Origin of the sequence: Streptomyces sp. NPDC060028 (assembly GCF_042736725.1) — a bacterium.
Lineage (GTDB): Bacteria > Actinomycetota > Actinomycetes > Streptomycetales > Streptomycetaceae > Streptomyces.
This window is the reverse complement of the sequence record NZ_JBHWVJ010000027.1, coordinates 21,652-41,789: the sequence shown is the minus strand read 5'-3', so window position 1 is coordinate 41,789 and position 20,138 is coordinate 21,652. Positions and strand designations below refer to the sequence as shown.

The following is a 20,138-nucleotide window of genomic DNA, read 5'->3' as shown; positions in this document are numbered from 1 at the left end:
CCGGGTTTCCCGCCACCTGTGACACGTGCTCGGGGCGCGGGAATCCTCAAGCCCCTGCCCCGCCAGGGACGTCGCGGATATGGTGCTGGAGCAAGGGGCTCCGGCGGGGGAAGAGCGTTGATCGTTTGCGGTCGCGCAGGGTCTGTGCGGGCGCGGGACCAGGGGCAACGCCGGTGCGAGCCGGGGGAGAACGTCCGCGGTGTACGGGGTGAACAGGGGGATTCGCATGCCGACCGCCATTGCTGTCACCAGCGCCGATCTGGTGCTGCCGGCCCCGGACCGGCACACCCCGGCGGCCGCCGTGCTGCCCCCGCCCGGCCAGATCGACCTGGAGGGCTCCCTGGCCCACACGGCCGGCCTGCTCGAACGCCACGGGCACCTCGTGGTCGTCGTGCCGCCCTGGCTCCCGGCCGCCGCCGTCCGCCGGCTGCACACCGTACGGGCCATCCTGGAGAGCGACCGGATCGCGTTCCTCGACATTGATCTGCCCCCGCTGGGAACCGCCCTGCTGGTACGTCAGCTGCGCCAGCTCAGCGTCTGCGACTTCAGCCCCGGCGTGCTCGCCTCCGCGGCCCGGCTGCTCTCCCACTACGTCCACGCGGGCGCGCTGCTCGGTTCCGTGGCCAAGCTCGACCGGGTCCCCGTCGGGCTGAAGGCACACGCCAAGTCCTGGGCTCCGAGCGCGCAGTTCGCCGTACTGGCCAACCCGGCACCGCACCTGGTCAAGCTCGGCGCCCCCGGGCACGGGGCTCACGGTGCGCACGGGGGCGGCGGGTTCCCGCCCGGCCCCGAGTTCGCCACCCACCTCACCTTCGCCCGCGGCCAGCTCGCCTCCGACTGGGTCGCGGCCGAACTGGCCCCCGCCTGGCGGGTCCAGGGCGTCATGGAGAACCCGCTGCCGGCCGACTCGCCCGCCTGGTGGGGCACGCCGAAGCTGGTCGAGTTCGCCGCCGCCATCCCGGACCCCGCCGTCCTCTACCAGCTCGTCGCCTCGGTCCGCCGCGAAGAGTGCCGATGGTGCGGCTACGAGCTCATCGGCGACCGCTGCGGCTTCTGCGCCGCGCCGCTGACGGCCCCGCCGCCGGGCCGCCCCGGGGCGGCCACGACCGACCCGTACGCCGGGCAGTACTCCAGATCCAGATCCTGACCGTCCCGAAGACACGAAGAACGGCGAGGTAGTCCGGCCAATGAACTCACGCCAGCGCCGCGGCGTCATCCTGCTGCTCCTGTCCGTCCTGTGCGCCCTCGCGGCGTTCGGCGGGGTGCTCGTGGTGATCGGCGACGTCAACTCCAAGGTCGGGGCCGAGGTGGTCGCGTACCGCGTGAAGGGCGACATAGCGCCGTACAGCCCGCTGACGGCGGGCCAGTTCGAGGAGGTCACCGTCCCCAAGCGCTGGCTGTCCGAGACCGCCGTCACCGACCTCGGCGGACTCAAGGACAAGATCGCGCTCACCACCCTGAAGAAGGGCTCGCTGCTCCAGTCGGACATGTTCGTCGACAAGCCGCAGCTCCAGCCCGGGGAGCAGGAGATCGCCATCATGATCGACGCGGCGACCGGCGTGGCCGGCAAGATCACCTCCGGCGCCAAGGTCAACATCATCGCCACCTTCAAGGGCGCCAAGGACACCGAACCGTCCCGCTCGGTGATCATCGTCGCCAACGCCCGCGTCCTGGGCGTCGGCAAGCTCACCGCCCTCGACAAGGACAGCGGCAAGGGCCCGGCCGAAGCCGTCCCGATCACCTTCGCCCTGAACACCAAGGACACCCAGCGCGTCGCGTACGCCGAGTCCTTCGCGGAACACGTACGCCTGGCCCTGGTGGCCCCCGGCACCGACTCCGCGCCCGGCCCGAGCGACCGCACGTACACCCTCGACGGGGACAAGTGAGGCCCGGATGACCACCCGAATCCTCCCCGCGGTCGGCGACCCGGACGCCGCCCGCGCCATCGTGACCCTCATCGGCCAGCTCCCGGCCGCCGAACCGGCCGTCCCCGTCCCCGACTCCACGGCGCTGCTCGACACCCTCGCCCGGCTGGCCGCCGAATCCCTCGACGACCTGCCCGAGGTGGTCCTGGTCCACGAGCGGATCGGCCCGGTCCCCGCGCTGGAGGTCATCCGCGAGGTCGCCCTGCGCTTCCCGGCGGTGGGCGTCGTCCTGGTCTCCTCCGACGCCGGACCCGGCCTCTTCTCCGCCGCGATGGACTCGGGCGCGCGCGGCCTGGTCAGCCTCCCCCTCGTGTACGAGGAACTCGCCTCCCGCGTCCAGGCCGCCGCCCAGTGGTCCGTGGGCGTACGCCGTCACCTGGGCCGGGGGCCGGACCCGCGCACCGGACCGGGCGGCCGGGTGGTGACGGTGACCGGGGCCAAGGGAGGCGTGGGCACCACCTTCACGGCGGTGCAGTTCGCGCTCGCCGCGGCCGCCGCCGGACGGCGTACGGCCCTGGTGGACATGGACCTCCAGGCGGGCGACGTGGGCTCGTACCTCGACGTGCAGTTCCGGCGCTCCATCGCCGACCTCGCCGGCATCCAGGACATCTCGCCGCGCGTGCTCCAGGACGCGGTGTACGACGACCGAACGGGCCTCGCGCTGCTGCTGGCCCCGGCGGACGGCGAGCGGGGCGAGGAGGTCGACGACCGGGCCACCCGGCACATCGTCGGCGCCCTGCGCGGCCGCTACGAGCTGGTCGTCATCGACTGCGGGACCCAGGTGACCGGCGCGAACGCCGCAGCCGTGGAGATGGCCGACGTCGCGGTGCTGGTCACCACGCCGGACGTGGTCGCGGTGCGGGCCGCGAAGCGGATGGTCCGGATGTGGGAGCGGCTCCAGGTGCGCAAGGCCGAGGACACCTCGATGGTCGTCAACCGCTGGACCAAGCACACCGAGATCCAGCCCGCCCTGATCGAGAAGATCACCAAGACCCGGGCCACCCGCACCCCGGTCCCGGCCGCCTTCAAGGAACTCCAGGCGGTCGTGGACGCGGGCCGGGTGCAGGACCTGGACAACCGCTCGACCGTGAAGCAGGCCCTGTGGACCCTCGCGGGCGAACTGGGCCTGCTGGCCCCGCCGCAGGACCCGGCGGCCGCCGCCGCACCCGAACCGCCCGGCGGCGGCTCCGCCCTGGCGGTCCGCCCCTCCGGGCCGGTGGCCCGCCTGCGCGGCGGCGACCGCGGCGGCAACCGGGGAGGCGACCGCGGCGCGCTGGGCCCGCTCGGCGCCTGGTCGCGCCGCGGCCGGGAGGGCTGACGGATGCCGGGGCCGAGACGGCTGCGCTCCGACCGGGGGCAGGTGGCGGTGGAGTTCGTCGGGACCGTGCCGCTGATCCTGCTGCTCGTGGCGGCGGTGTGGGAGTGCGTACTGATCGGCTACGCCTTCTCCCTGGCGGGCAACGCGGCCGACGAGGCCGCGCGGGCGGGGGCCGTGAAGGGACCCGGTGCGTGCGCGGCGGCTGCCGGGGAGCACATCTCGGCCGCGTGGGGCCTCACGGTGCGGTGCGAGGAGTCCGGCGACGTCTACCGGGCCACGGTCAGCCTCAACATCCCGGTCCTGTTCCCCGGGCTGGGCTTCGGCGCGATCGACGGCACGGCCGGCGCGGCGACGGAGAGGGAGCGGCCTTGAACCGGAACCGGAACCGTGAACGGAACCGCACGTGGCGCTCCGACCGCGGCCAGGTCGCCCTCGAATACATCGGCTTCGTGCCGATCCTGCTCTTCGTCGCGCTGTGCGGGATCCAGCTCGGCTGGGTGGCGTACGTCCACGAGCAGGCGGACACGGCCGCCCGTACCGCCGCGCGCGTGGAGGCCCGTAACGGCGACGGAGGGGAGGCGGCGGGCGCCGCCTCGGTGAAGGACGGCCTGGACATCCGGGTCGTCGTGACCAAGAGCGCCGACGCGGTGACCGCCACCGCGACGATCCACGTCAACTCCATCGTGCCCGGCCTCGACATCTCGGACGCCGTGGCCACCGCGGTCATGCCCAACGACGACCCGAAGGGACCCTGACGATGAGCCTGCGTTCCCGGGTCAACACCCCCGACGACCGCCACGGCCCCCGCGAGGACGGCCGCCTGGTCTCCTCGTACCGCGCCAAGCTGCTGGAGGAGATCGACCTCGCCGAGATGTCCGCGCTCGCGCCCGCCGAGCGCCGGGCGCGCCTGGAGCGCGTACTCGGCCACATCATCAGCCGCGAGGGGCCCGTCCTCTCCACCGCCGAGCGTGCGCAGCTGATCCGCCGGGTCGTCGACGAGGCCCTCGGGCTCGGCGTGCTCGAACCGCTCCTCGAAGACCCGTCCATCTCCGAGATCATGGTCAACGGCCCCGACCAGATCTTCGTCGAGCGCGGTGGCCGGGTCGAACAGCTGCCCCTGCGCTTCGCCTCGCACGACCAGCTGATGCAGACCATCGAGCGCATCGTCTCCACCGTCAACCGCCGTGTGGACGAGGCGAATCCGATGGTCGACGCGCGACTGCCGAGCGGCGAGCGCGTCAACGTCATCATCCCGCCGCTCTCCCTGACCGGCGCCACGCTCACCATCCGCCGCTTCCCGCGCGCCTTCACCCTGCACGAGATGATCGGCCTCGGCTCGCTCGACGAGCAGATGCTGCTCCTGCTGTCGGGCCTGGTCCAGGCGAAGATGAACGTGATCGTCTCCGGCGCCACCGGCACCGGCAAGACCACCCTGCTCAACGCCCTCTCCGGCCTGATCCCCGAGGGCGAGCGGATCATCACCATCGAGGACTCGGCCGAACTCCAGCTCCAGCAGGCCCACGTCATCCGCCTCGAATCCCGGCCGGCGAACGTCGAGGGCAAGGGGCGGATCACCATCCGCGACCTCGTGCGCAACTCCCTGCGCATGCGCCCCGACCGCATCATCGTCGGCGAGGTCCGGGGCGGCGAGACCCTCGACATGCTCCAGGCGATGTCCACCGGCCACGACGGCTCCCTGGCCACCGTCCACGCCAACAGCTCGCAGGACGCCCTCATGCGCCTGCAGACGCTCGCCTCCATGTCGGAGGTGGAGATCCCCTTCGAGGCGCTCCAGGACCAGATCAACAGCGCCGTGAACATCGTCGTCCAGCTCACCCGCTTCGGCGACGGCTCGCGCCGCATCACCGAGATCTCCGTCCTCGACTCACACGGCCGCGAGCCCTTCCGCATCATCCCGATCTGCCGGTTCGTGGTCCAGCCGATCGGACCCGACAACCGCGTGCGCGGCTACTTCCAGTACTACCCGCTGCCGCGGCGCGTCGCCGACCGCCTGTACATGAACAACCAGCCGATCCCGCAGGCCTTCGGCGTCGCCGCCCCCCAGTCGGACGACCCTCTCGATCCCCACAGCCCTCTCGATCCCCATGACCCCCTCGGCCCCCTGCCCAGCCCCCGCACCACCCGGACCGCCCTGTGAATCCACTGATCCTCCTCACCCTCGGCGCCACGCTGCTGACCTGCGTACTCGTGGTGCTGGGCGTGCACGCGTACGCCGCCGGCCACGCCCAGCGCGCCGCCCTCATCGAACGCCTCTCCGCGAGCGGCGCCCCCGAGCCGATCGGCCGCGGGCGCCGCTTCCGCGGGCTGGACCGGCGGCTGCGCCGCACCCGGCTCGGTCGCCGGATCGAGCTCAAGCTCGCCACGACCGGGCTGGACCTCACGCCGGGCGAGTTCTTCGTCTACATGCTGGGCTCGGTGGCGGGCATCTGGCTGATCGCGGCGTCCCTGCTGGCCCCGTTCTTCGGCCCGGTCGCGGGCCTGATCGGCCTCTGGGCGGCGAACGCGTTCCTCAACTGGCAGCGCGCCCGCCGCACGGAACGGTTCATCAACCAGCTCCCCGAACTCGCCCGCATCCTGGCCAACGCCACCCAGGCCGGGCTGGCCCTGCGTACCGCCATCGGCATAGCGGCCGAGGAACTGGAGGCCCCCGCGGGCGAGGAGCTGTCCCGGGTCGCGGACCGCCTCGCGGTGGGCCACTCCATCGAAGAGTCCCTGGGGGAGCTGACGCAGCGCCTCCCCTCGCGCGAACTGGTCGTCCTGGTCTCCACCCTCGTCCTGTCGGCCCGCGCGGGCGGCGCGATCGTGGGCAGCCTGCGCAACCTCACGGTGACCCTGGAGCAGCGCAAGGAGACCCGGCGCGAGATCCGTACGCAGCTGTCCCAGGTGACGGTGACGGCGTACCTGGTCCCGGCGATCGGACTCGGGTCGCTGCTGCTGGTGAACCAGATGATGCCGGGCGCGCTGGACCGCATGACCGGGGCCTTCCTCGGCCAGACGGCGGTGCTGGTCTCGCTGGGCCTGTTCACGCTGGGGTTCGTGCTGATCCGCCGACTGTCCAAGATCGACGTGTGAGGGGGCAGGGACACCGTGATCGCTCTACTCCTCGCCCTGGCCGTGGCGGTGTCCGTCTTCGGCGCCTTCCACGGTCTGCGCCTCTACCGCGCGGACGTCAAACTCCCCACCGACCTCGCGCTCGCCCTCGAAGTCGGTGCCACGCGTACGACGGCGGTCGGCTCGGCCGTGGACCGGCTCGGCATCCGGTACGCCCCGCTGGTGCTGCGCCTGATGGGCCGCAGCCGGGTGGCCCGCAAGCGCCGCCAGATCGACATGGCCGGCAACCCGGCCGGTCTCACCATCGACCGGTACGCGGCGCGGCGCGCGGTGTACGGGTTCCTCGGCGCGTTCGGCGCGGTCTCGATGCTGCTCAACGACCAGCTGGTGCCGGCCCTGCTGATGGTCGCCTTCGGGTTCTTCTGGATCGAGGTCGGCCTGTGGTCGGCGATCCGCGTGCGCCGCGACCACATCGAGCGGACGCTGCCGGACTTCCTGGACGTGCTGGCCGTCGTGGTGAGCGCCGGGCTCGGCTTCCGGCAGGCGCTGGACCGGGTGGCGGGCAAGTACGAGGGCCCGTGGGCCGACGAGATCCGCATCACCCTGCAGCAGATGGACATGGGAGTCAGCCGCCGCCAGGCCTTCGACGACCTGCGGCGGCGCAACGACTCCGAGCAGGTCGCGCAGTTCGTCACCGCCCTGCAGCAGGGCGAGGAGCTGGGCTCCCCGATCGTGGACACCCTCATCGCCATCGCCGAGGACATGCGGCGCACGGACGCGCAGAACGCCCGGCGGCGCGCCGCCCGGGCCGTGCCCAAGGCCACCTTCGCCGTCACCACGTTCATGCTGCCGGGGACCCTGATCCTGCTCGTCTGCGGTTTCGTCTACGGGGCGAACGTGGACTTCGGCGCGATGCTCGGGGGCGGGTGAGCCATGGCGACCATCGACCTCTCGTCGGCGCGCCGGGCCGGCGGGCGCGCGGCTGCGGCGGCTCCGCCTTCGCCCTCGTCCGCCTCGTCCGCCTCGTCCCCGTCGTCCGTCTCGTCCCCGTCCTCGTCCCCCTCCCTCGCGCTCCAGGTGAACGCGCTCCAGGCCCTGTGCCGCCGGGTCTTCGCGTTCCGGCTGGTGATGATCGGCCTGGGGACACCGCTGGCCCTGGGGCGCACCGCGCGCGGGGGGCCGACGTACCTCGTGGCCGGCGCGATCCTGCTCACCTTCATGCTCTCGTACGTCCTCTTCCGCGACTGGGAGCGCTTCGGGCCGCTGCTGCTGCGCCACCACTGGCTGCTGGCGGCGGACATGGCCTTCAGCGCCCTGCTCCTGGTCACCGCCACCCCCTCGTCGCCGCTCGTCCTCGTGTCGGTCTGCACCCCGCTGCTGGCCGGGCTGGTCTACGGCTGGCGCGGCTCGGCGCTGTACGCGGCCGTCCAGGCGGTCGTGGTGGCCGCGGTGGGGGGCGGGCCGGTGCCGGCCGCCCTCTGCGTACTGGCCGGCGCGGCGGGGGTGTGCCTGCGGGACCTGCTCTTGCGCTTCGGGGCGGCGGGGCAGGCCCTGACCGAGACCCGGGCCCGCCTGGCGGTGGCCGAGGCGGTCCGGGCCGAACGGGACCGCCTCGCACGCGAGATGCACGACTCGGTGTCGAAGACCCTGCACGGCCTGGCGCTGGCCGCGGACGCCCTCGCCCGCACCACGGACCCGGCGGCCGTCCGCCGCCAGGCCGAATCGGTGGCGCACGCGGCCCGCCGCGCGGCGGCGGAGTCCCGCGAGCTCCTGACGGACCTGCGGCAGGACCTGGACGCGCCGGGGGTCTCGCTGCTGGGCGAACTGCGCGGACTCGCGCAGGGAGCGGAGCTGCGGTCCGTGGGCGTCCTGCCGGTGGTGCCGGGCGCGGTGGCACGCCACTTGCTGTCGATGGCCGCGGAGGCCCTGGAGAACGCCCGCCGGCACGCGGGGGCCTCGCGCATCGACATCGAGGCGGCCGTCTGCGCCACGCACCTGACCCTGACGATCGAGGACGACGGCCGCGGCCTGCCGGGCGGCGGGGTCGACCTGCCCTCGTTGCCGGGCCAGGGGCACTTCGGTCTGCTGGGCATGGCGGAACGCGCGGCGGCGATCGGCGCCGGCCTCCACATCGGCGCCCGCCCGTCCGGGCCGGGCACCCGGGTCCGCGTGGCCCTCCCGCTGGCCGCCCTGACCCGGGAAGGGGGCCGGTGGTGACCCCGCTCAGCGTCCTGATCGCCGATGACAACCCGGTCGTACGGGCGGGCCTGGCGGCCCTGCTGGCCACGGTCGGCGACCTGGAGGTCGTCGCCCAGGCGGCGGACGGCCGCGAGGCCCTGCGCCTCACCCGGCTGCACGCCCCGGACGTGATCCTGCTCGACGTCCGCATGCCGGGCGTCGACGGCATCTCGGCGCTCCCGCACCTGGTCCGCCTCGCCCCGGTGCTGATGCTGACGTACAGCCGGGAATCGGAGATCGTCCGCGAGGCGCTCCTGTTGGGCGCGGGCGGCTACCTGGTCCACGGCGAGTTCACGCCGGACCACCTGGTCACGGCGGTCCGCGACGTCTGCGCGGGCCGCGCCCACTTCAGCCCGACGGCGGCGAGCGCGGTGCTCGCGGAACTCAGGGCCTCTTCGCATCCGCAACGGACTGTGGCACAGTCTTCTGAGCGCCTGCACAACTCGCTTGCCTTCGGGCTGAGTTCCAGGGAGGTGGAGATCATGGACCTGATCGCGTCCGGGATGAGCAACCAGCAGATCGCCGCCACCTGCTTCATCAGCGAGAAGACGGTCAAGAACCACATCAACCGCATCTTCGCCAAACTCCACAGCACGACCCGCAGCGAGGCAATAGCCCGCTGGCTCGGAACAGCCCATCCGGGGGTGGCTGGACATGGGTAGACACCATGCGCAGTGGGTCCGTATTTGGGCCCCGGGACCCTTGGTAACGACCCGTGACTCGCCGTACCGTCCGCAAATCGACGGCGGTACCGGACCGGGAGGGAACCCCCATGTCACAGCATGCGCTGCTGAAAGCAACGGTCGACGCAAAGATCCGTCTGACCGATTGGACGGACACGGCGGTCGCAAGGATCCGCAAGCGCTACGCGCACCAGGACCGGGGGCAGACCGCGTTCGAGTACCTGGGGATCATCCTGGTGGTCGTCGTGATCATCGGAGCGATCGTCGGTTCGGGTGTCGGCTCGGAGATCACCAAGCGCATCAAGGAAGCGGTGAAGAACATCAAGGCCGGCTAGTGGCCGCGTGGGTGAAGCGCGGGTGTGACCGGGGGCAGGCCTTTCCCGTCTACGTGGTGGTGGTGGCGGGTCTGCTCTTCGCCGCGCTCGCCTTCTTCGTCGTCGGCCAGGCGGCGGTCACGCGCAGCGACGCGCAGGGGGCCGCCGACGCCGCGGCCCTGGCGGCGGCGCGCAGCGCCAGGGACCACCTGGTTCCCGGGGTGACTCTTGCCGATCTCCAGCCCAAGGACTGGGAGGACGTCGTCAACGGGAAGCTCTTCGACGTGACCGGGGCCTGCGGGCAGGCGAAGGCGTTCGCGGGGAAGAACGAGGCCAAGGCGACCTGCAGTCGCGCGGCCCTGAGCTTCACGGTCACGGTGGAGACGAACGGCACGGTGGGGGACTCGGTGATTCCGGGAACGGACGCCATGCACGGAACAGCCGACGCCACCGCGGTGATCGAGCCCCGCTGCCATCTTGCTCCGCCCTCCGGCGACACGGGCGGCCAGTCCCCGTCTACCGATGGCGGGGAGCCGAAGCCCGGGCGCGTCAAGATCGTGTGCAAGGGCGGCGAAGGAATCACATTCGATCCTTCGAAGCCTGATCCTTGGCGCACGTTGGGGCGGAAACTCTTCGAGGTGCGCCTGACCGCCTGACCGCCTGACCGCCTGACCGCCTGACCGCCTGACCGCCTTACCGACCGACCGACAGCCGAACGAACGACAAGGAAGCAGTGCAGATGAGCATGCGGCAAACGGTGAAAGCCCGCGGGGGAGCGGCCGTTGCGGTTGCGGCGGTCTTGGCCCTCACGTTGGCCGGATGCGGTGACGACGGCGGTGGTGACGACAAGTCGAAGGACCCGCAGAAGTCCTCGGCGCCGCAGTCCCAAGGGGCGGGATCGCAGGCGCCTGTTCCGAGCAAGGGCCAGAGCCCGCAACCGACCGAGATCATCGCCACCCTCACAGGTGAGGCCGGTGTGACCCTGGCGGTCAACTCGGTACGGCGGGAAGCGGGTGGCTTCGTCACCATCAGCGGACAGATCAAGAACACGGGCAGCCAGTCGTACCAGAACACCGCCGCCTGGCGCGGGGTTGAGCTGAACGGCACCGGGGAATCGGTGGCGGGGGCAACCCTGGTCGACAAGGTGGGCAAGAAGCGCTACTACGTACTTCGGGACACCGAGTCCCGCTGCCTCTGCACGACGGGGATCTCCAGCGTCGACCCGGGCCAGGTGGTCCCCTTCTTCGCCCAGTTCCCGGCGCCGCCGACCGCCACCAGCGAGGTCGAGTTCAGCCTTCCCACCTTCACCACGGCCACCGTCAAGATTTCAGGGTGACGCCATGACCGATCTGACCGGACGCCATCGAGTAGCCGCCGCCACGGCCGTCGTCGGGCTTGTCATCGCCGGGGGGCACCTCATCGGTGCGACCGGTGCGTACGCCGACGGAGTTCAGCCTTCGGTACCGCCCGGGACGGAGCCTTCGGCGGCCGCGCCCGTGGCCATCGACTCCAATTCGCCCGGGCTGAAGATCCCCCAGGGCGGGACCCTCGCGCCGGTCAAGGTGCTCGACATCGCCGAGGTCGTCGAGGACCTCGGCGGGGAGCAGCGGCGGCAGGAGACCAATCAGACCGTCATGATGGCGCTGCAGTCCGAGGTGCTCTTCCCCGAGAACAGTTCCGTCTTCAACGCGCAGGCGGCCGCCCGGATACAGGCCATCGGCAACGAGATCAACCAGCAGAAGGCGACCCGCGTCCGGGTCTTCGGGTTCACCGACGACCAGGGGAGTTACGAGCACGGCCAGGAGCTCTCCAAGCAGCGCGCCGACGCCGTGCAGGCCGAGCTGGCCAAGACCGTCACCAATCCGGGTGTGGTCTTCGACGTGCGCGGCTACAGCGAGGACTACCCGATCGCCGACAACGGCACCGAGGAAGGCCGCAAGAAGAACCGCCGGGTCGAGATCACCTTCCCCCGCAGCGTCCCCTAGTGCGTCAGTGCGTCCGGCCGCGGATCAGGGCGGCGGCGGCCTCGCCCGCGCGTCGGGCCGGGGTGGGGCCGGGGTCGAGGGCGGCGACCACCGTGGCGCCCTCGACCAGGATCAGCAGCTGGTCGGCCAGTTCGTCCCGCCCGGGGCCGGCCAGTTCGGCCAGCAGGGCCCGCAGCTGCGCCTTGTGGCGGCGTACGAGGTCCAGGATCCCGGCGGGGCCCGCGCCCAGTTCCCCGTACGCGTTCAGGAAGGCGCAGCCCCGGAAGTCCGGCTCCGAGAACCACTGGGCCAGCCAGTCGAAGACGGCCGCGACGGGGTCGGGGGCCCCGGTCACGCAGTCGCGCAGGCTGGTCATCCAGAGGTGGTCGCGGCGCTCCAGGTATGCGATGACCAGGGATTCCTTCGCGGGGAAGACCCGGTAGAGCCGCTTGAGCGGTACTCCCGACTCGGCGCGGATGCGGTCCATGCCGACGGCCTGGATGCCGTCGGCGTAGAACAGCGCCTCCGCCGCGTCCAGCAGGCGGATCCGGGCCTCTTCGTCGTCCATGAGAGCAGCGTAGTCCAGTTTCGCTTGCGGTGAGAACGTGCGTTCTCTACGGTGAGAACGCACGTTCTCGCCGCCGTGTCACGAGAGGTGACCACCATGACCGCTGCCGCCGTACGCCCGCCCCTGCCGCCCTTCACCGAAGAGAGCGCCCGCGCCAAGGTGCAGGCCGCCGAGGACGCCTGGAACAGCCGCGATCCCGAACGCGTCGCCCTCGCCTATACCGAGGACTCGGTCTGGCGCAATCGCGACCGCTTCCTCACCGGCCGCGCCGAGATCCGGGCCTTCCTCGCCGACAAGTGGGAGCGCGAGCTCGACTACCGGCTGCGCAAGGAGCTGTGGGCGTACACCGGCAACCGCATCTCCGTCCGCTTCGAGTACGAGTGGCACGACACCGCCGGTCAGTGGTGGCGCAGCCACGGCAACGAGCAGTGGGAGTTCGACGGGGCCGGCCTGATGCGCCGCCGCGAGGCCAGCATCAACGACATCCCGATCACCGGGCAGGACCGCCGCATCGGGTGATCCGGCTGGTCGAGGTCGCGGCGCCGGCGGTACGGATGAACCCCTTCGGTGCCGTGACCTGCGCCGGCTTGGCGGCCGCCCCCCGAGGGCTACGCCTCCTGGTGCGCCTGCGTGATGAGGTCCGTCGCGACCTCCAGGGCCGCCTGCCGGGTCTCCTCCGGGTCGCCCTCCACGTGCTGGAGGAACATCATCCCCGCGTGCAGGGTGAACAGCGCGCTCACGCACCGCACTTGGTTCGTCAGCGGCCCGTCCTCCGTGCGGAGCAGCTCCACCAGGGCGAAGAGCCGCTTCTTGACCGTCTCCCCGATGCTCAGCTCCCGCATCGTCGCCTGGTTCTCCTGCATGAAGCGGTACAGCGACGCCCCGCCCGCCATCGCCTCGCTGTAGCGCCGCAGGACCTCGCGCTTCATCTCCAGCGTGCGCGGCTGCTGCTCCGCCCACTTGATCAGCTCGTCGATCGGCCGCGTGACGTCGTCGAAGATGCTGATGATGATGTCTTCCTTGGTCTTGAAGTGGTAGTACAGCGCCGCCTTCGTGACCTCCAGCCGCGCCGCGATCTCGCGCAGCGACGTCTTCTCGTAACCCTGCTCGGCGAAGAGCTCCAGCGCGACGTCCTGGATGCGCTGACGCGTGTTGCCACGGCGCTGCTGCGGACTGCTGCTGGACATGGTTCTCCCAAGGAAATACTTACTTGACGCCCGGCTAGTTACGGGTCTACCTTCCCCAGTGTAGTGAACTAGCCGGGCGGCAAGTAAGTGCCGGGTGCGGGTGTGTGCGGTGCAGGGGAGTGGAACATGGTCGAGATGACGAAGACGGCGGAGACCTCGGAGGAGGTGAAGCCGCGCAGCGTGCGGGTCGTCTTGATGGCGCTCATGATCGCGATGTTGCTGGCGATGCTCGACAATATGATCATCGGTACCGCGATGCCCACGATCGTCGGCGAGCTCGGCGGCCTGGAGCACCTGTCCTGGGTGGTCACCGCCTACACGCTGGCCACCGCGGCCTCGACCCCCATCTGGGGCAAGATCGGCGACATGTACGGGCGGAAGGGCTCCTTCCTCACCTCGATCGTGATCTTCCTGATCGGCTCCGCGCTCAGCGGCATGGCCCAGGACATGGGCCAGCTCATCGGCTTCCGCGCCATCCAGGGCCTCGGCGCCGGTGGCCTGATGGTCGGCGTGATGGCGATCATCGGTGACCTGATCCCGCCCCGCGAGCGCGGCAAGTACCAGGGAATGATGGCCGGCGTGATGGCCCTCGCCATGATCGGCGGACCGCTGGTCGGCGGCACGATCACCGACCACATGGGCTGGCGCTGGTCCTTCTACATCAACCTCCCGCTCGGTGCCGTGGCCCTCGCCATGGTGACCGCGGTGCTGCACCTGCCCAAGAAGAAGGCCCAGGGGCAGATCGACTACCTCGGAGCGGCGCTCCTGACCGTCGCGATCACCTCCACCGTGCTGGTCACCACTTGGGGCGGGACCGAGTACGCCTGGGGTTCGGTCGAGATCATCGGCCTGATCGTCGTCGGCATCGTGTCCATCGCCGCGTTCATCTACGCCGAGACCAAGGCCGCCGAGCCGGTCATGCCGCTGCACATCTTCCGCAGCCGCAACTTCACCCTCATGTCCGTGATCGGCTTCCTGGTCGGTTTCGCGATGTTCGGCGGCGTGCTCTACCTGCCGCTCTTCCAGCAGTCGGTGCAGGGCGCCTCCGCCACCAACTCCGGCCTGCTGCTCCTGCCGATGCTGCTCTCGATGATGGTCGTCTCGCTGATCGCGGGCCGCATCACCACCAACAGCGGCAAGTACAAGATCTTCCCGATAATCGGTGGCGCGCTCATGGTCGTCGGGCTCTTCCTGCTCGCGACGATGGACACCGGCACCAGTCGCCTGATGTCCGGCGTGTACATGGCCGTCCTCGGCGCCGGCCTCGGCTTCCTGATGCAGATCACCATGCTGGTCGCACAGAACAGCGTCGAGATGAAGGACATGGGTGTCGCGTCTTCCTCGGCCACCCTGTTCCGTACGCTCGGCGGCTCCTTCGGTGTCGCGCTGATGGGCTCCCTCTTCACCAGCCAGGTCACGGACACCATGTCCGACCGCCTCGGGCCGCAGGCCGCGCAGGCCGCCGGCTCAGCCCAGTTGGACGCGGCGAGCCTGGCGAAGCTGCCGGAGGCGGTGCGCGACGCCTACCAGCACGCGGTCGCCGCGGGTACGCACTCGGCGTTCCTGCTCGGCGCGGGCATCGCCGTACTGGGCTTCCTGGCGGCCTGGTTCGTCAAGGAGGTCCCGCTGCGGGGCGCCGGCCCGGCCCAGGGCGACAGCGCCCCGGGCGAGGCGCAGGCGGCCCAGGCTCCGCAGGCGATCGCCCACTGAGCCCTCGCCGCACCGCCCGGCACGCGCACGCGACAGACCGGCCCGGCCCCGACGGATGGACACATCCGCGGGGACCGGGCCGGTCTGTCGTGCGTGGAGGGGGATGCGCAGGCGTCCGACTCGGCGTCGGCAGCAGCCGTTCCACGGACTGGAATTCGGGACAATAAAGGACCAAGGTCCTATTACATGGAATTTATGGGGTAATTGGCTGGAACTCCTCCGCGCCGCGAAGCGTCCTGACCAGGGAGACGCTCACAAGGCGGATGGGAGTGGACATCTGATGACCCGTACGGACAGGCTCGGCGCGGTGCGCAGCTACACGCAGGGCGCCAAGGCCCGAATAGCCATCGCGGCAGCGGCCGTGGCCGTGGCCGCCACCGTGTGGGGAGTGGCGACCGTCGTCGAGCCGGCCCACCACCCAGGCCACGAGAACGCCTCCCGGCCGTCGGACGACCCGGCGAATCCCGGCTCTCCCGGGTCATCGCAACAGGTGCCCGACGGGCTGACCCACGACTCGGAGAGCGGCAAGGACGCCGTCAACATCACCATCGACGACGGGCCCGACCCCAAGTGGACCCCGAAGGTCCTCGAGGTGCTGAAGAAGTACGACGTGAAGGCGACCTTCTGCATGATCGGCCCGCAGGCCAGGGACCACCCGGACCTGGTCAAGGAGGTCGTCGCGGCCGGTCACCGGCTGTGCGACCACACCATGGACCACGACGTGAGGATGGACAAGAAGCCCCTGGAGTACCAGGAGAAGCAGATCCTCGACGCGAAGAAGCTGATCGAGCAGGCCGCGGGCGACGGGGCCAAGGTGGAGTACTACCGAGCCCCCGGCGGCGCGTTCACCCCTGACAGCCGCCGCATCGCCGCGGCGAACGGCATGCGCCCGCTGGGCTGGAACGTCGACAGCAAGGACTTCAGCAAGCCGGGCGCCGCGGCCATCGTCAACACCGTCAAGAACGAGATCAGGAACGGTCAGACCGTCCTCTTCCACGACGGCGGAGGCAACCGCTCCCAGACCGTAGACGCCCTCGACCAGGTGCTGTCCTGGCTCAAGGCGGAGGGCCGGCCGACCGGTTTCCCGGTCCGCACCGGCCCCTCGTCCTGACACGCCGTCCGGTGCCGAACGGGTGAGGGTCGGCGCCCCGGCCCGGCCGGGGGTGTTCCCTGGTCGCGCACGCAGCACCGTACGAGCACGCCTGCCCAGGAGGCCCCGTGATCGAGCCGAGCCAGCTGTCCGACCCCGCGGTCCGCGCCTTCGTCGCCGCCGTCAACGCGGGCGACCAGGGCGCCTTCCGGGCGCTCCTCACCCCGGACGCCACGATGTCCGACGACGGCTCCGACCGGGACCTCGCCCAGTGGGCCGAGAAGGAGATCTTCTCCTGCGGCGGCCACATGGCGGTGGCCTCCGAGTCCGACGGCGGCCGCGCCCTGGTCGTGGACTACCGCAACGACACCTGGGGCGAGATGCGCACCGCCTGGCGGTTCGACGTCGCCGCGGACGGCCGCATCAGCCGCTTCGAGACCGGCCAGGCCTGATCCGGGGCCGGAGCCCGGGCCGGGCCAGGGGCAGGGCCTACAGGCCCCGCGCCACCTCCAGCACCGCCGCCGTCAGGCCCGCGTTCTCCGGAGCCAGCCCGCCGGGGAAGCCGAAGCGGCGGCGCGTGTACCCGTACGCGACCCCCGTCGCCGGGTCGGCGAAGCCCTGCCCGCCCGCCGCCCCGGAGTGCCCGAAGGCCCGCGGGCCCACGGCCGGTTGCCGCTCGAAGCCCAGCCCGAAGTGGTCCGGCTCGCCCGTCACCCGGTCCTCGCCCGCCGACTGGAGCCGCGCGAACTCGGCCGCCGTCTGCGGCTCCAGCAGCGGCGCCCGGTCGCCCAGCCCGCTGATCGCCGCCGCGTACAGCGCGGCCACGCCCCGCGCCGAGCCGATGCCGCCCGCCGAGGCCGGGCCGAGGGCCCGTACCCGCGGGTGGTTGGCGTACGCCACCAGGTCCATCGGCGGCTCCCGGTGCAGGTTGAAGGCCACCGGCAGCAGCTCCGGCGGGGCGGCCGCGTCCGCCTGCGCGGCGAGCTGCGCGGGAGTCGGCAGCATCTCCAGCACCGGTTCCCAGCGGCCTTGGACGGCGTAGTCCTGCGGCATGCCGAGGTACAGGTCCAGCCCGTACGGGGCACGGATCCGCTCCTCGTACACCTCCTGGAGCGAACGCCCGGTCACCCGCCGGACCACCTCGCCGGTCAGCGCGCCGATCACGAAGGCGTGGTAGCCGCACGCGGTCCCGGGCTCCCAGTACGGCTTCTGCCGCGCGAGCCGCGCCGCGACCACCGCGTCGTCCGCGATCTCGTCGTAGTCGAAGCCCTCGTCGGCGTTGATGAGCCCGGACTGGTGGGCGACCAGCTGCCGTACGGTCAGCCGCTCCTTGCCGTCGCCGGTGAACTCGGGCCAGGACGCCGACACCGGCCGGTCCAGATCCAGTACGCCGTCCTGCGTGAGCAGCGCCACCACGAGGTGGGCGGCGCCCTTGGTGAGGGAGAAGACCCCGCTGAGGGTGTCGGCCCCGGTGCTCTCGCCCGCGTACAGGTCCACCACGCGCTTGCCGTGGTGGTGCACCGCCAGTTGGGCCTCGGGCGAGACCTCTTCGGCCGCCACGAAGACCTCGAACTCCGCGCGTACGGGCTCCCAGCCCGGCTCCACGGTGCCGTTCACGCTCACGCCGTCCCCCATGCCGTCCCCCTGGCGATCTTGTTGTCGTCCCGGTGCGCACCAACGAGCGGGCCCGGGCCCGTATTCCGGATTCCGGGTGGTCCACGTGTTTCCCGTACGGGTGAAAGCGCGCCCGGCGTCGTTCCGGCCCGCCGCAGCGTCCCGTTGGACCCCGCATGAAGCGCACCCGCATCGCCGCTCTCGCCCTCGCCACCGCAGCGGCGGCCCTCGCCCCAGCCGTCGTCCAGAGCGCCGCCACCGCCGCGGAGGGCACGGCGTACCTCCAGGACCCGGGCGGTGACGAGAAGAAGATGAAGTCGATGTGGACCAAGGACGAGATGCACAAGGTGGAGGCGCAGTTCCGCCTCCAGCCGTCCATCCAGTACGAGACGGTCACCGGTCCGGGGCCCAAGGGCGCCGAGGACTACAAGCGCGAGATCCCCGACCCCAAGACCCTGGCCTGGCAGCCGGTGTTCGAGTTCGCCTGGTCGGTGTCGGACTCGACGGTGGTGAAGAAGGCGCTGACGACCAAGGACGGCAGGCACCCGATCGTGGTGCACGCCGTGCTGCGCGGCCACGGCCGGGCGAAGGCGGCGGAGGTGCGCCGGGAACTGGCCGACCGGCCGGCGACGGGGCGAGTGAAGGTTCCGGGCGGCAAGCGCATCGCATGTGACACCGGTGTGTACACGGTGGAATGGGAGGTCACCCGCACGGGCTACGGGACCCTCACCGGCTCCCTGCCCTGGAACTCCAGCTGCGAGGAGTACCGCACGGCGTTCTCCCAGGACACCGGCAAGCAGTCCTAGGGGCCGCGGTCACCGGGGCGGGTACGGGGGCGGGACGGGCTGCGAGGGTGGGTGCGCCGGCCGCCCCGCGCACCTTGTGGGTGCTCGGCGGGCGACTGGGCCGCGGCCTTGGATCAAGAGCCGTAGCAGCCATGATGCCGCAAGGGGTGGCGTGCGGCAGGGGTCGAAAGTCCCGGGTTCGCAGGGCCGTTCAGTGCTTCTTGCCCGCGTCGTTCGCCTTGGAGGCGATGTCCTCCAGGACGGCCTTGGGGTCACCGGACGGCTCCACGGCCCGGCCGATGTTGCGCTTGATGGTGTCGCTGACGGTCACCCAGTCCGGGTCGTTCACCGGGTAGAGCTGCGCGCCGCGCAGGGCGGTCAGGAACTGCTGGTCGTTGTTGTCGATCCCGCCGCCGGACGGGGTGCGGGAGGCGGAGACGGTCGACGGCAGCAGGTGGTAGCGGTCCGCGAACTCCGACAGGTTCTTGTCCTGGTAGACGAAGTCCAGGAACGTGCCGATCTCCGTGCGGTGGCCGTGCTGCTTGAACGCCATCATCCAGTCGGCCACGCCCACGGTCGGCGTGACCTCGCCGGAGCCGAGGCTGTCCGAGACCGGCATGGCGACCGTGCCGACGCTGATGCCCTTGGCGCGCGCCTCGTGGGCCAGCGAGGGGTAGCCGTTGAGCATGCCGACCTCGCCGCGCGTGAAGGCGGCGAAGGCGTCGGCGCGGTTGAGCTGGGCCGGCGGGGTGGGGCCGACCAGGCCGGGGGTGACCAGGTTGTCCTTGATCCAGCGGAAGGTCTGGATGTTCTGGTCGGAGGCCAGGCTGTAGTTGCCGCTGCTGTCGGCGTAGCCGCCGCCGTTGCTGAGCTCCCAGATCATCGCCTCGGCGTGCGCCTCCTCCGGGCCCAGGGGCATGGCGTAGGGGAACTTCACGCCCTTGTCCTTGAGGGCCTTGGCGGCGCTCTTGAGCTCCGACCAGGTCCTGGGGGCGCTGACGCCGGCCTTGGAGAACAGGCCCTCGTTGTAGAAGAGGAGGCGGCTGCTCGCCACGAAGGGCAGGCCGTAGAGGGTGTTGCCGACGGATCCGGCTTCGGCGAGCGGCTGGAGGAAGTTCGCCTCCGCGGTGACCGAGAGGAGTTCGTCCGCGGAATACAGCTTGCCCTGCGCCGCGAAGTCCGAGTAGGCGCCCATGAGCGCCATGTCCGGCGCTTTGCCGGACTTGACCATGCGGGAGACCTCGCGGTCGATGTCGGTCCAGGGGAGGAGCTGCACTTCTACCTTGATACCGGGGTGGGCGGCGGTGAAATCGGTGGTCACCTTGTCCCAGTAGGACTTGGAACTGGTGGCCGCGCTGTCGCCGTATTCGGCGGCGACGAGGCGGAGCGTCCCGCCGTCACCTGCGCCGCCGTCCGTGGAACTGCCGCATCCGGCCAGAGGTGTCAGCAGGCCCAGCGTGACCGCGGTGGCGGCCGAGCCGAAGATTCTTCGTCGCACGGGTGTATTCCCCTGATTTTCTTTTGAGTCCCGTTATTACTTATGAGTCACTCCGGGCTGCGGTGTCCTTCCTTGGCCCGTTGGCCGGAATTCTCTCCTGAAGGTGGGCGGTTGATTCCATTGGGTCGGCACTTGTGGTCAATGCTCCAAGTGCGGCTTTTCCGGCTGGTGT

Annotated in this window: 23 protein-coding genes; 19 read left to right on the top strand and 4 right to left on the bottom strand. The window is 71.2% G+C overall.

The features are described 5' to 3' along the window. The first annotated feature begins 226 nt into the window (after positions 1-226). The 14 genes from ACFWBF_RS15865 (at position 227) to ACFWBF_RS15800 (ending at position 11,535) form a co-directional block, all read left to right on the top strand. Positions 227-1,147: a hypothetical protein gene (locus ACFWBF_RS15865; RefSeq protein WP_385601181.1), complete on the top strand. Its 921-nt coding sequence runs from the start codon at positions 227-229 to the stop codon at positions 1,145-1,147. A gap of 40 nt (positions 1,148-1,187) precedes the next feature. After that, a complete protein-coding gene (gene cpaB, locus ACFWBF_RS15860; protein WP_385601177.1) occupies positions 1,188-1,886 on the top strand; it encodes a Flp pilus assembly protein CpaB in 699 nt (232 codons plus the stop codon). A 7-nt stretch (positions 1,887-1,893) separates the two neighbouring features. After that, positions 1,894-3,243 (top strand): CpaE family protein, encoded by a 1,350-nt coding sequence (locus ACFWBF_RS15855; protein WP_385601174.1) that lies wholly within the window; start codon positions 1,894-1,896, stop codon positions 3,241-3,243. Between the two features lie 3 nt (positions 3,244-3,246). Next, complete coding sequence (locus tag ACFWBF_RS15850; protein WP_385601172.1) at positions 3,247-3,615, top strand: TadE/TadG family type IV pilus assembly protein; 369 nt, start codon at positions 3,247-3,249, stop codon at positions 3,613-3,615. After that, positions 3,612-3,998, top strand: coding sequence for a TadE/TadG family type IV pilus assembly protein (locus ACFWBF_RS15845; protein WP_385601169.1), 387 nt, complete (start codon positions 3,612-3,614; stop codon positions 3,996-3,998). The genes ACFWBF_RS15850 and ACFWBF_RS15845 overlap by 4 nt, the downstream gene beginning before the upstream one ends. A gap of 2 nt (positions 3,999-4,000) precedes the next feature. After that, positions 4,001-5,401, top strand: a complete 1,401-nt coding sequence (locus ACFWBF_RS15840) for a CpaF family protein (RefSeq protein WP_385601162.1) — start codon at positions 4,001-4,003, stop codon at positions 5,399-5,401. Beyond that, complete coding sequence (locus ACFWBF_RS15835) at positions 5,398-6,336, top strand: type II secretion system F family protein (protein WP_385601159.1); 939 nt, start codon at positions 5,398-5,400, stop codon at positions 6,334-6,336. The genes ACFWBF_RS15840 and ACFWBF_RS15835 overlap by 4 nt, the downstream gene beginning before the upstream one ends. An 18-nt stretch (positions 6,337-6,354) precedes the next feature. Continuing rightward, positions 6,355-7,245, top strand: coding sequence for a DUF5936 domain-containing protein (locus ACFWBF_RS15830; RefSeq protein ID WP_385601331.1), 891 nt, complete (start codon positions 6,355-6,357; stop codon positions 7,243-7,245). Positions 7,246-7,248: 3 nt separating this feature from the next. Then, positions 7,249-8,532 (top strand): sensor histidine kinase, encoded by a 1,284-nt coding sequence (locus ACFWBF_RS15825; protein WP_385601156.1) that lies wholly within the window; start codon positions 7,249-7,251, stop codon positions 8,530-8,532. Beyond that, positions 8,529-9,215: a response regulator gene (locus tag ACFWBF_RS15820; RefSeq protein WP_385601153.1), complete on the top strand. Its 687-nt coding sequence runs from the start codon at positions 8,529-8,531 to the stop codon at positions 9,213-9,215. Before ACFWBF_RS15825 ends, ACFWBF_RS15820 begins: the two co-directional genes overlap by 4 nt. Before the next feature lie 110 nt (positions 9,216-9,325). Next, positions 9,326-9,571, top strand: coding sequence for a hypothetical protein (locus tag ACFWBF_RS15815; RefSeq protein WP_385601150.1), 246 nt, complete (start codon positions 9,326-9,328; stop codon positions 9,569-9,571). Further along, complete coding sequence (locus tag ACFWBF_RS15810) at positions 9,571-10,206, top strand: pilus assembly protein TadG-related protein (protein ID WP_385601147.1); 636 nt, start codon at positions 9,571-9,573, stop codon at positions 10,204-10,206. Before ACFWBF_RS15815 ends, ACFWBF_RS15810 begins: the two co-directional genes overlap by 1 nt. 143 nt (positions 10,207-10,349) lie before the next feature. After that, positions 10,350-10,886: a hypothetical protein gene (locus tag ACFWBF_RS15805; protein ID WP_385601144.1), complete on the top strand. Its 537-nt coding sequence runs from the start codon at positions 10,350-10,352 to the stop codon at positions 10,884-10,886. 4 nt (positions 10,887-10,890) lie between these two features. Further along, the gene (locus tag ACFWBF_RS15800) at positions 10,891-11,535 is read left to right on the top strand and encodes an OmpA family protein (protein WP_385601142.1); all 645 of its coding nucleotides are present in this window, start codon (positions 10,891-10,893) and stop codon (positions 11,533-11,535) included. Between the two features lie 4 nt (positions 11,536-11,539). Here the strand turns inward: ACFWBF_RS15800 and ACFWBF_RS15795 are convergent, their stop codons facing one another. Beyond that, complete coding sequence (locus ACFWBF_RS15795) at positions 11,540-12,082, bottom strand: TetR/AcrR family transcriptional regulator (protein WP_385601139.1); 543 nt, start codon at positions 12,080-12,082, stop codon at positions 11,540-11,542. Positions 12,083-12,178: 96 nt separating this feature from the next. Between ACFWBF_RS15795 and ACFWBF_RS15790 the strand changes: the two genes are divergently transcribed. Then, positions 12,179-12,601, top strand: a complete 423-nt coding sequence (locus ACFWBF_RS15790) for a nuclear transport factor 2 family protein (RefSeq protein WP_385601136.1) — start codon at positions 12,179-12,181, stop codon at positions 12,599-12,601. A gap of 89 nt (positions 12,602-12,690) precedes the next feature. On the opposite strand, the gene ACFWBF_RS15785 is transcribed toward ACFWBF_RS15790, so the two are convergent. Continuing rightward, the gene (locus ACFWBF_RS15785) at positions 12,691-13,269 is read right to left on the bottom strand and encodes a TetR/AcrR family transcriptional regulator (RefSeq protein WP_385601133.1); all 579 of its coding nucleotides are present in this window, start codon (positions 13,267-13,269) and stop codon (positions 12,691-12,693) included. A gap of 135 nt (positions 13,270-13,404) precedes the next feature. On the opposite strand from ACFWBF_RS15785, the gene ACFWBF_RS15780 reads away from it, so the two are divergent. From ACFWBF_RS15780 to ACFWBF_RS15770, 3 genes are all read left to right on the top strand, one after another. Then, positions 13,405-14,979: an MDR family MFS transporter gene (locus ACFWBF_RS15780; protein ID WP_385601327.1), complete on the top strand. Its 1,575-nt coding sequence runs from the start codon at positions 13,405-13,407 to the stop codon at positions 14,977-14,979. Between the two features lie 280 nt (positions 14,980-15,259). Then, positions 15,260-16,090, top strand: a complete 831-nt coding sequence (locus tag ACFWBF_RS15775; RefSeq protein ID WP_385601130.1) for a polysaccharide deacetylase family protein — start codon at positions 15,260-15,262, stop codon at positions 16,088-16,090. Between the two features lie 107 nt (positions 16,091-16,197). Further along, positions 16,198-16,521, top strand: coding sequence for a nuclear transport factor 2 family protein (locus ACFWBF_RS15770; RefSeq protein WP_385601127.1), 324 nt, complete (start codon positions 16,198-16,200; stop codon positions 16,519-16,521). Positions 16,522-16,558: 37 nt separating this feature from the next. On the opposite strand, the gene ACFWBF_RS15765 is transcribed toward ACFWBF_RS15770, so the two are convergent. Then, on the bottom strand, positions 16,559-17,704 hold the full coding sequence (locus tag ACFWBF_RS15765; protein ID WP_385601124.1) for a serine hydrolase domain-containing protein: 1,146 nt from the start codon (positions 17,702-17,704) through the stop codon (positions 16,559-16,561). 155 nt (positions 17,705-17,859) lie between these two features. On the opposite strand from ACFWBF_RS15765, the gene ACFWBF_RS15760 reads away from it, so the two are divergent. Further along, a complete protein-coding gene (locus ACFWBF_RS15760; RefSeq protein ID WP_385601121.1) occupies positions 17,860-18,489 on the top strand; it encodes a hypothetical protein in 630 nt (209 codons plus the stop codon). 190 nt (positions 18,490-18,679) lie between these two features. Here ACFWBF_RS15760 and ACFWBF_RS15755 read toward each other — a convergent pair whose 3' ends face one another. Beyond that, on the bottom strand, positions 18,680-19,966 hold the full coding sequence (locus ACFWBF_RS15755; RefSeq protein WP_385601117.1) for an extracellular solute-binding protein: 1,287 nt from the start codon (positions 19,964-19,966) through the stop codon (positions 18,680-18,682). Between the last annotated feature and the right edge of the window lie 172 nt (positions 19,967-20,138).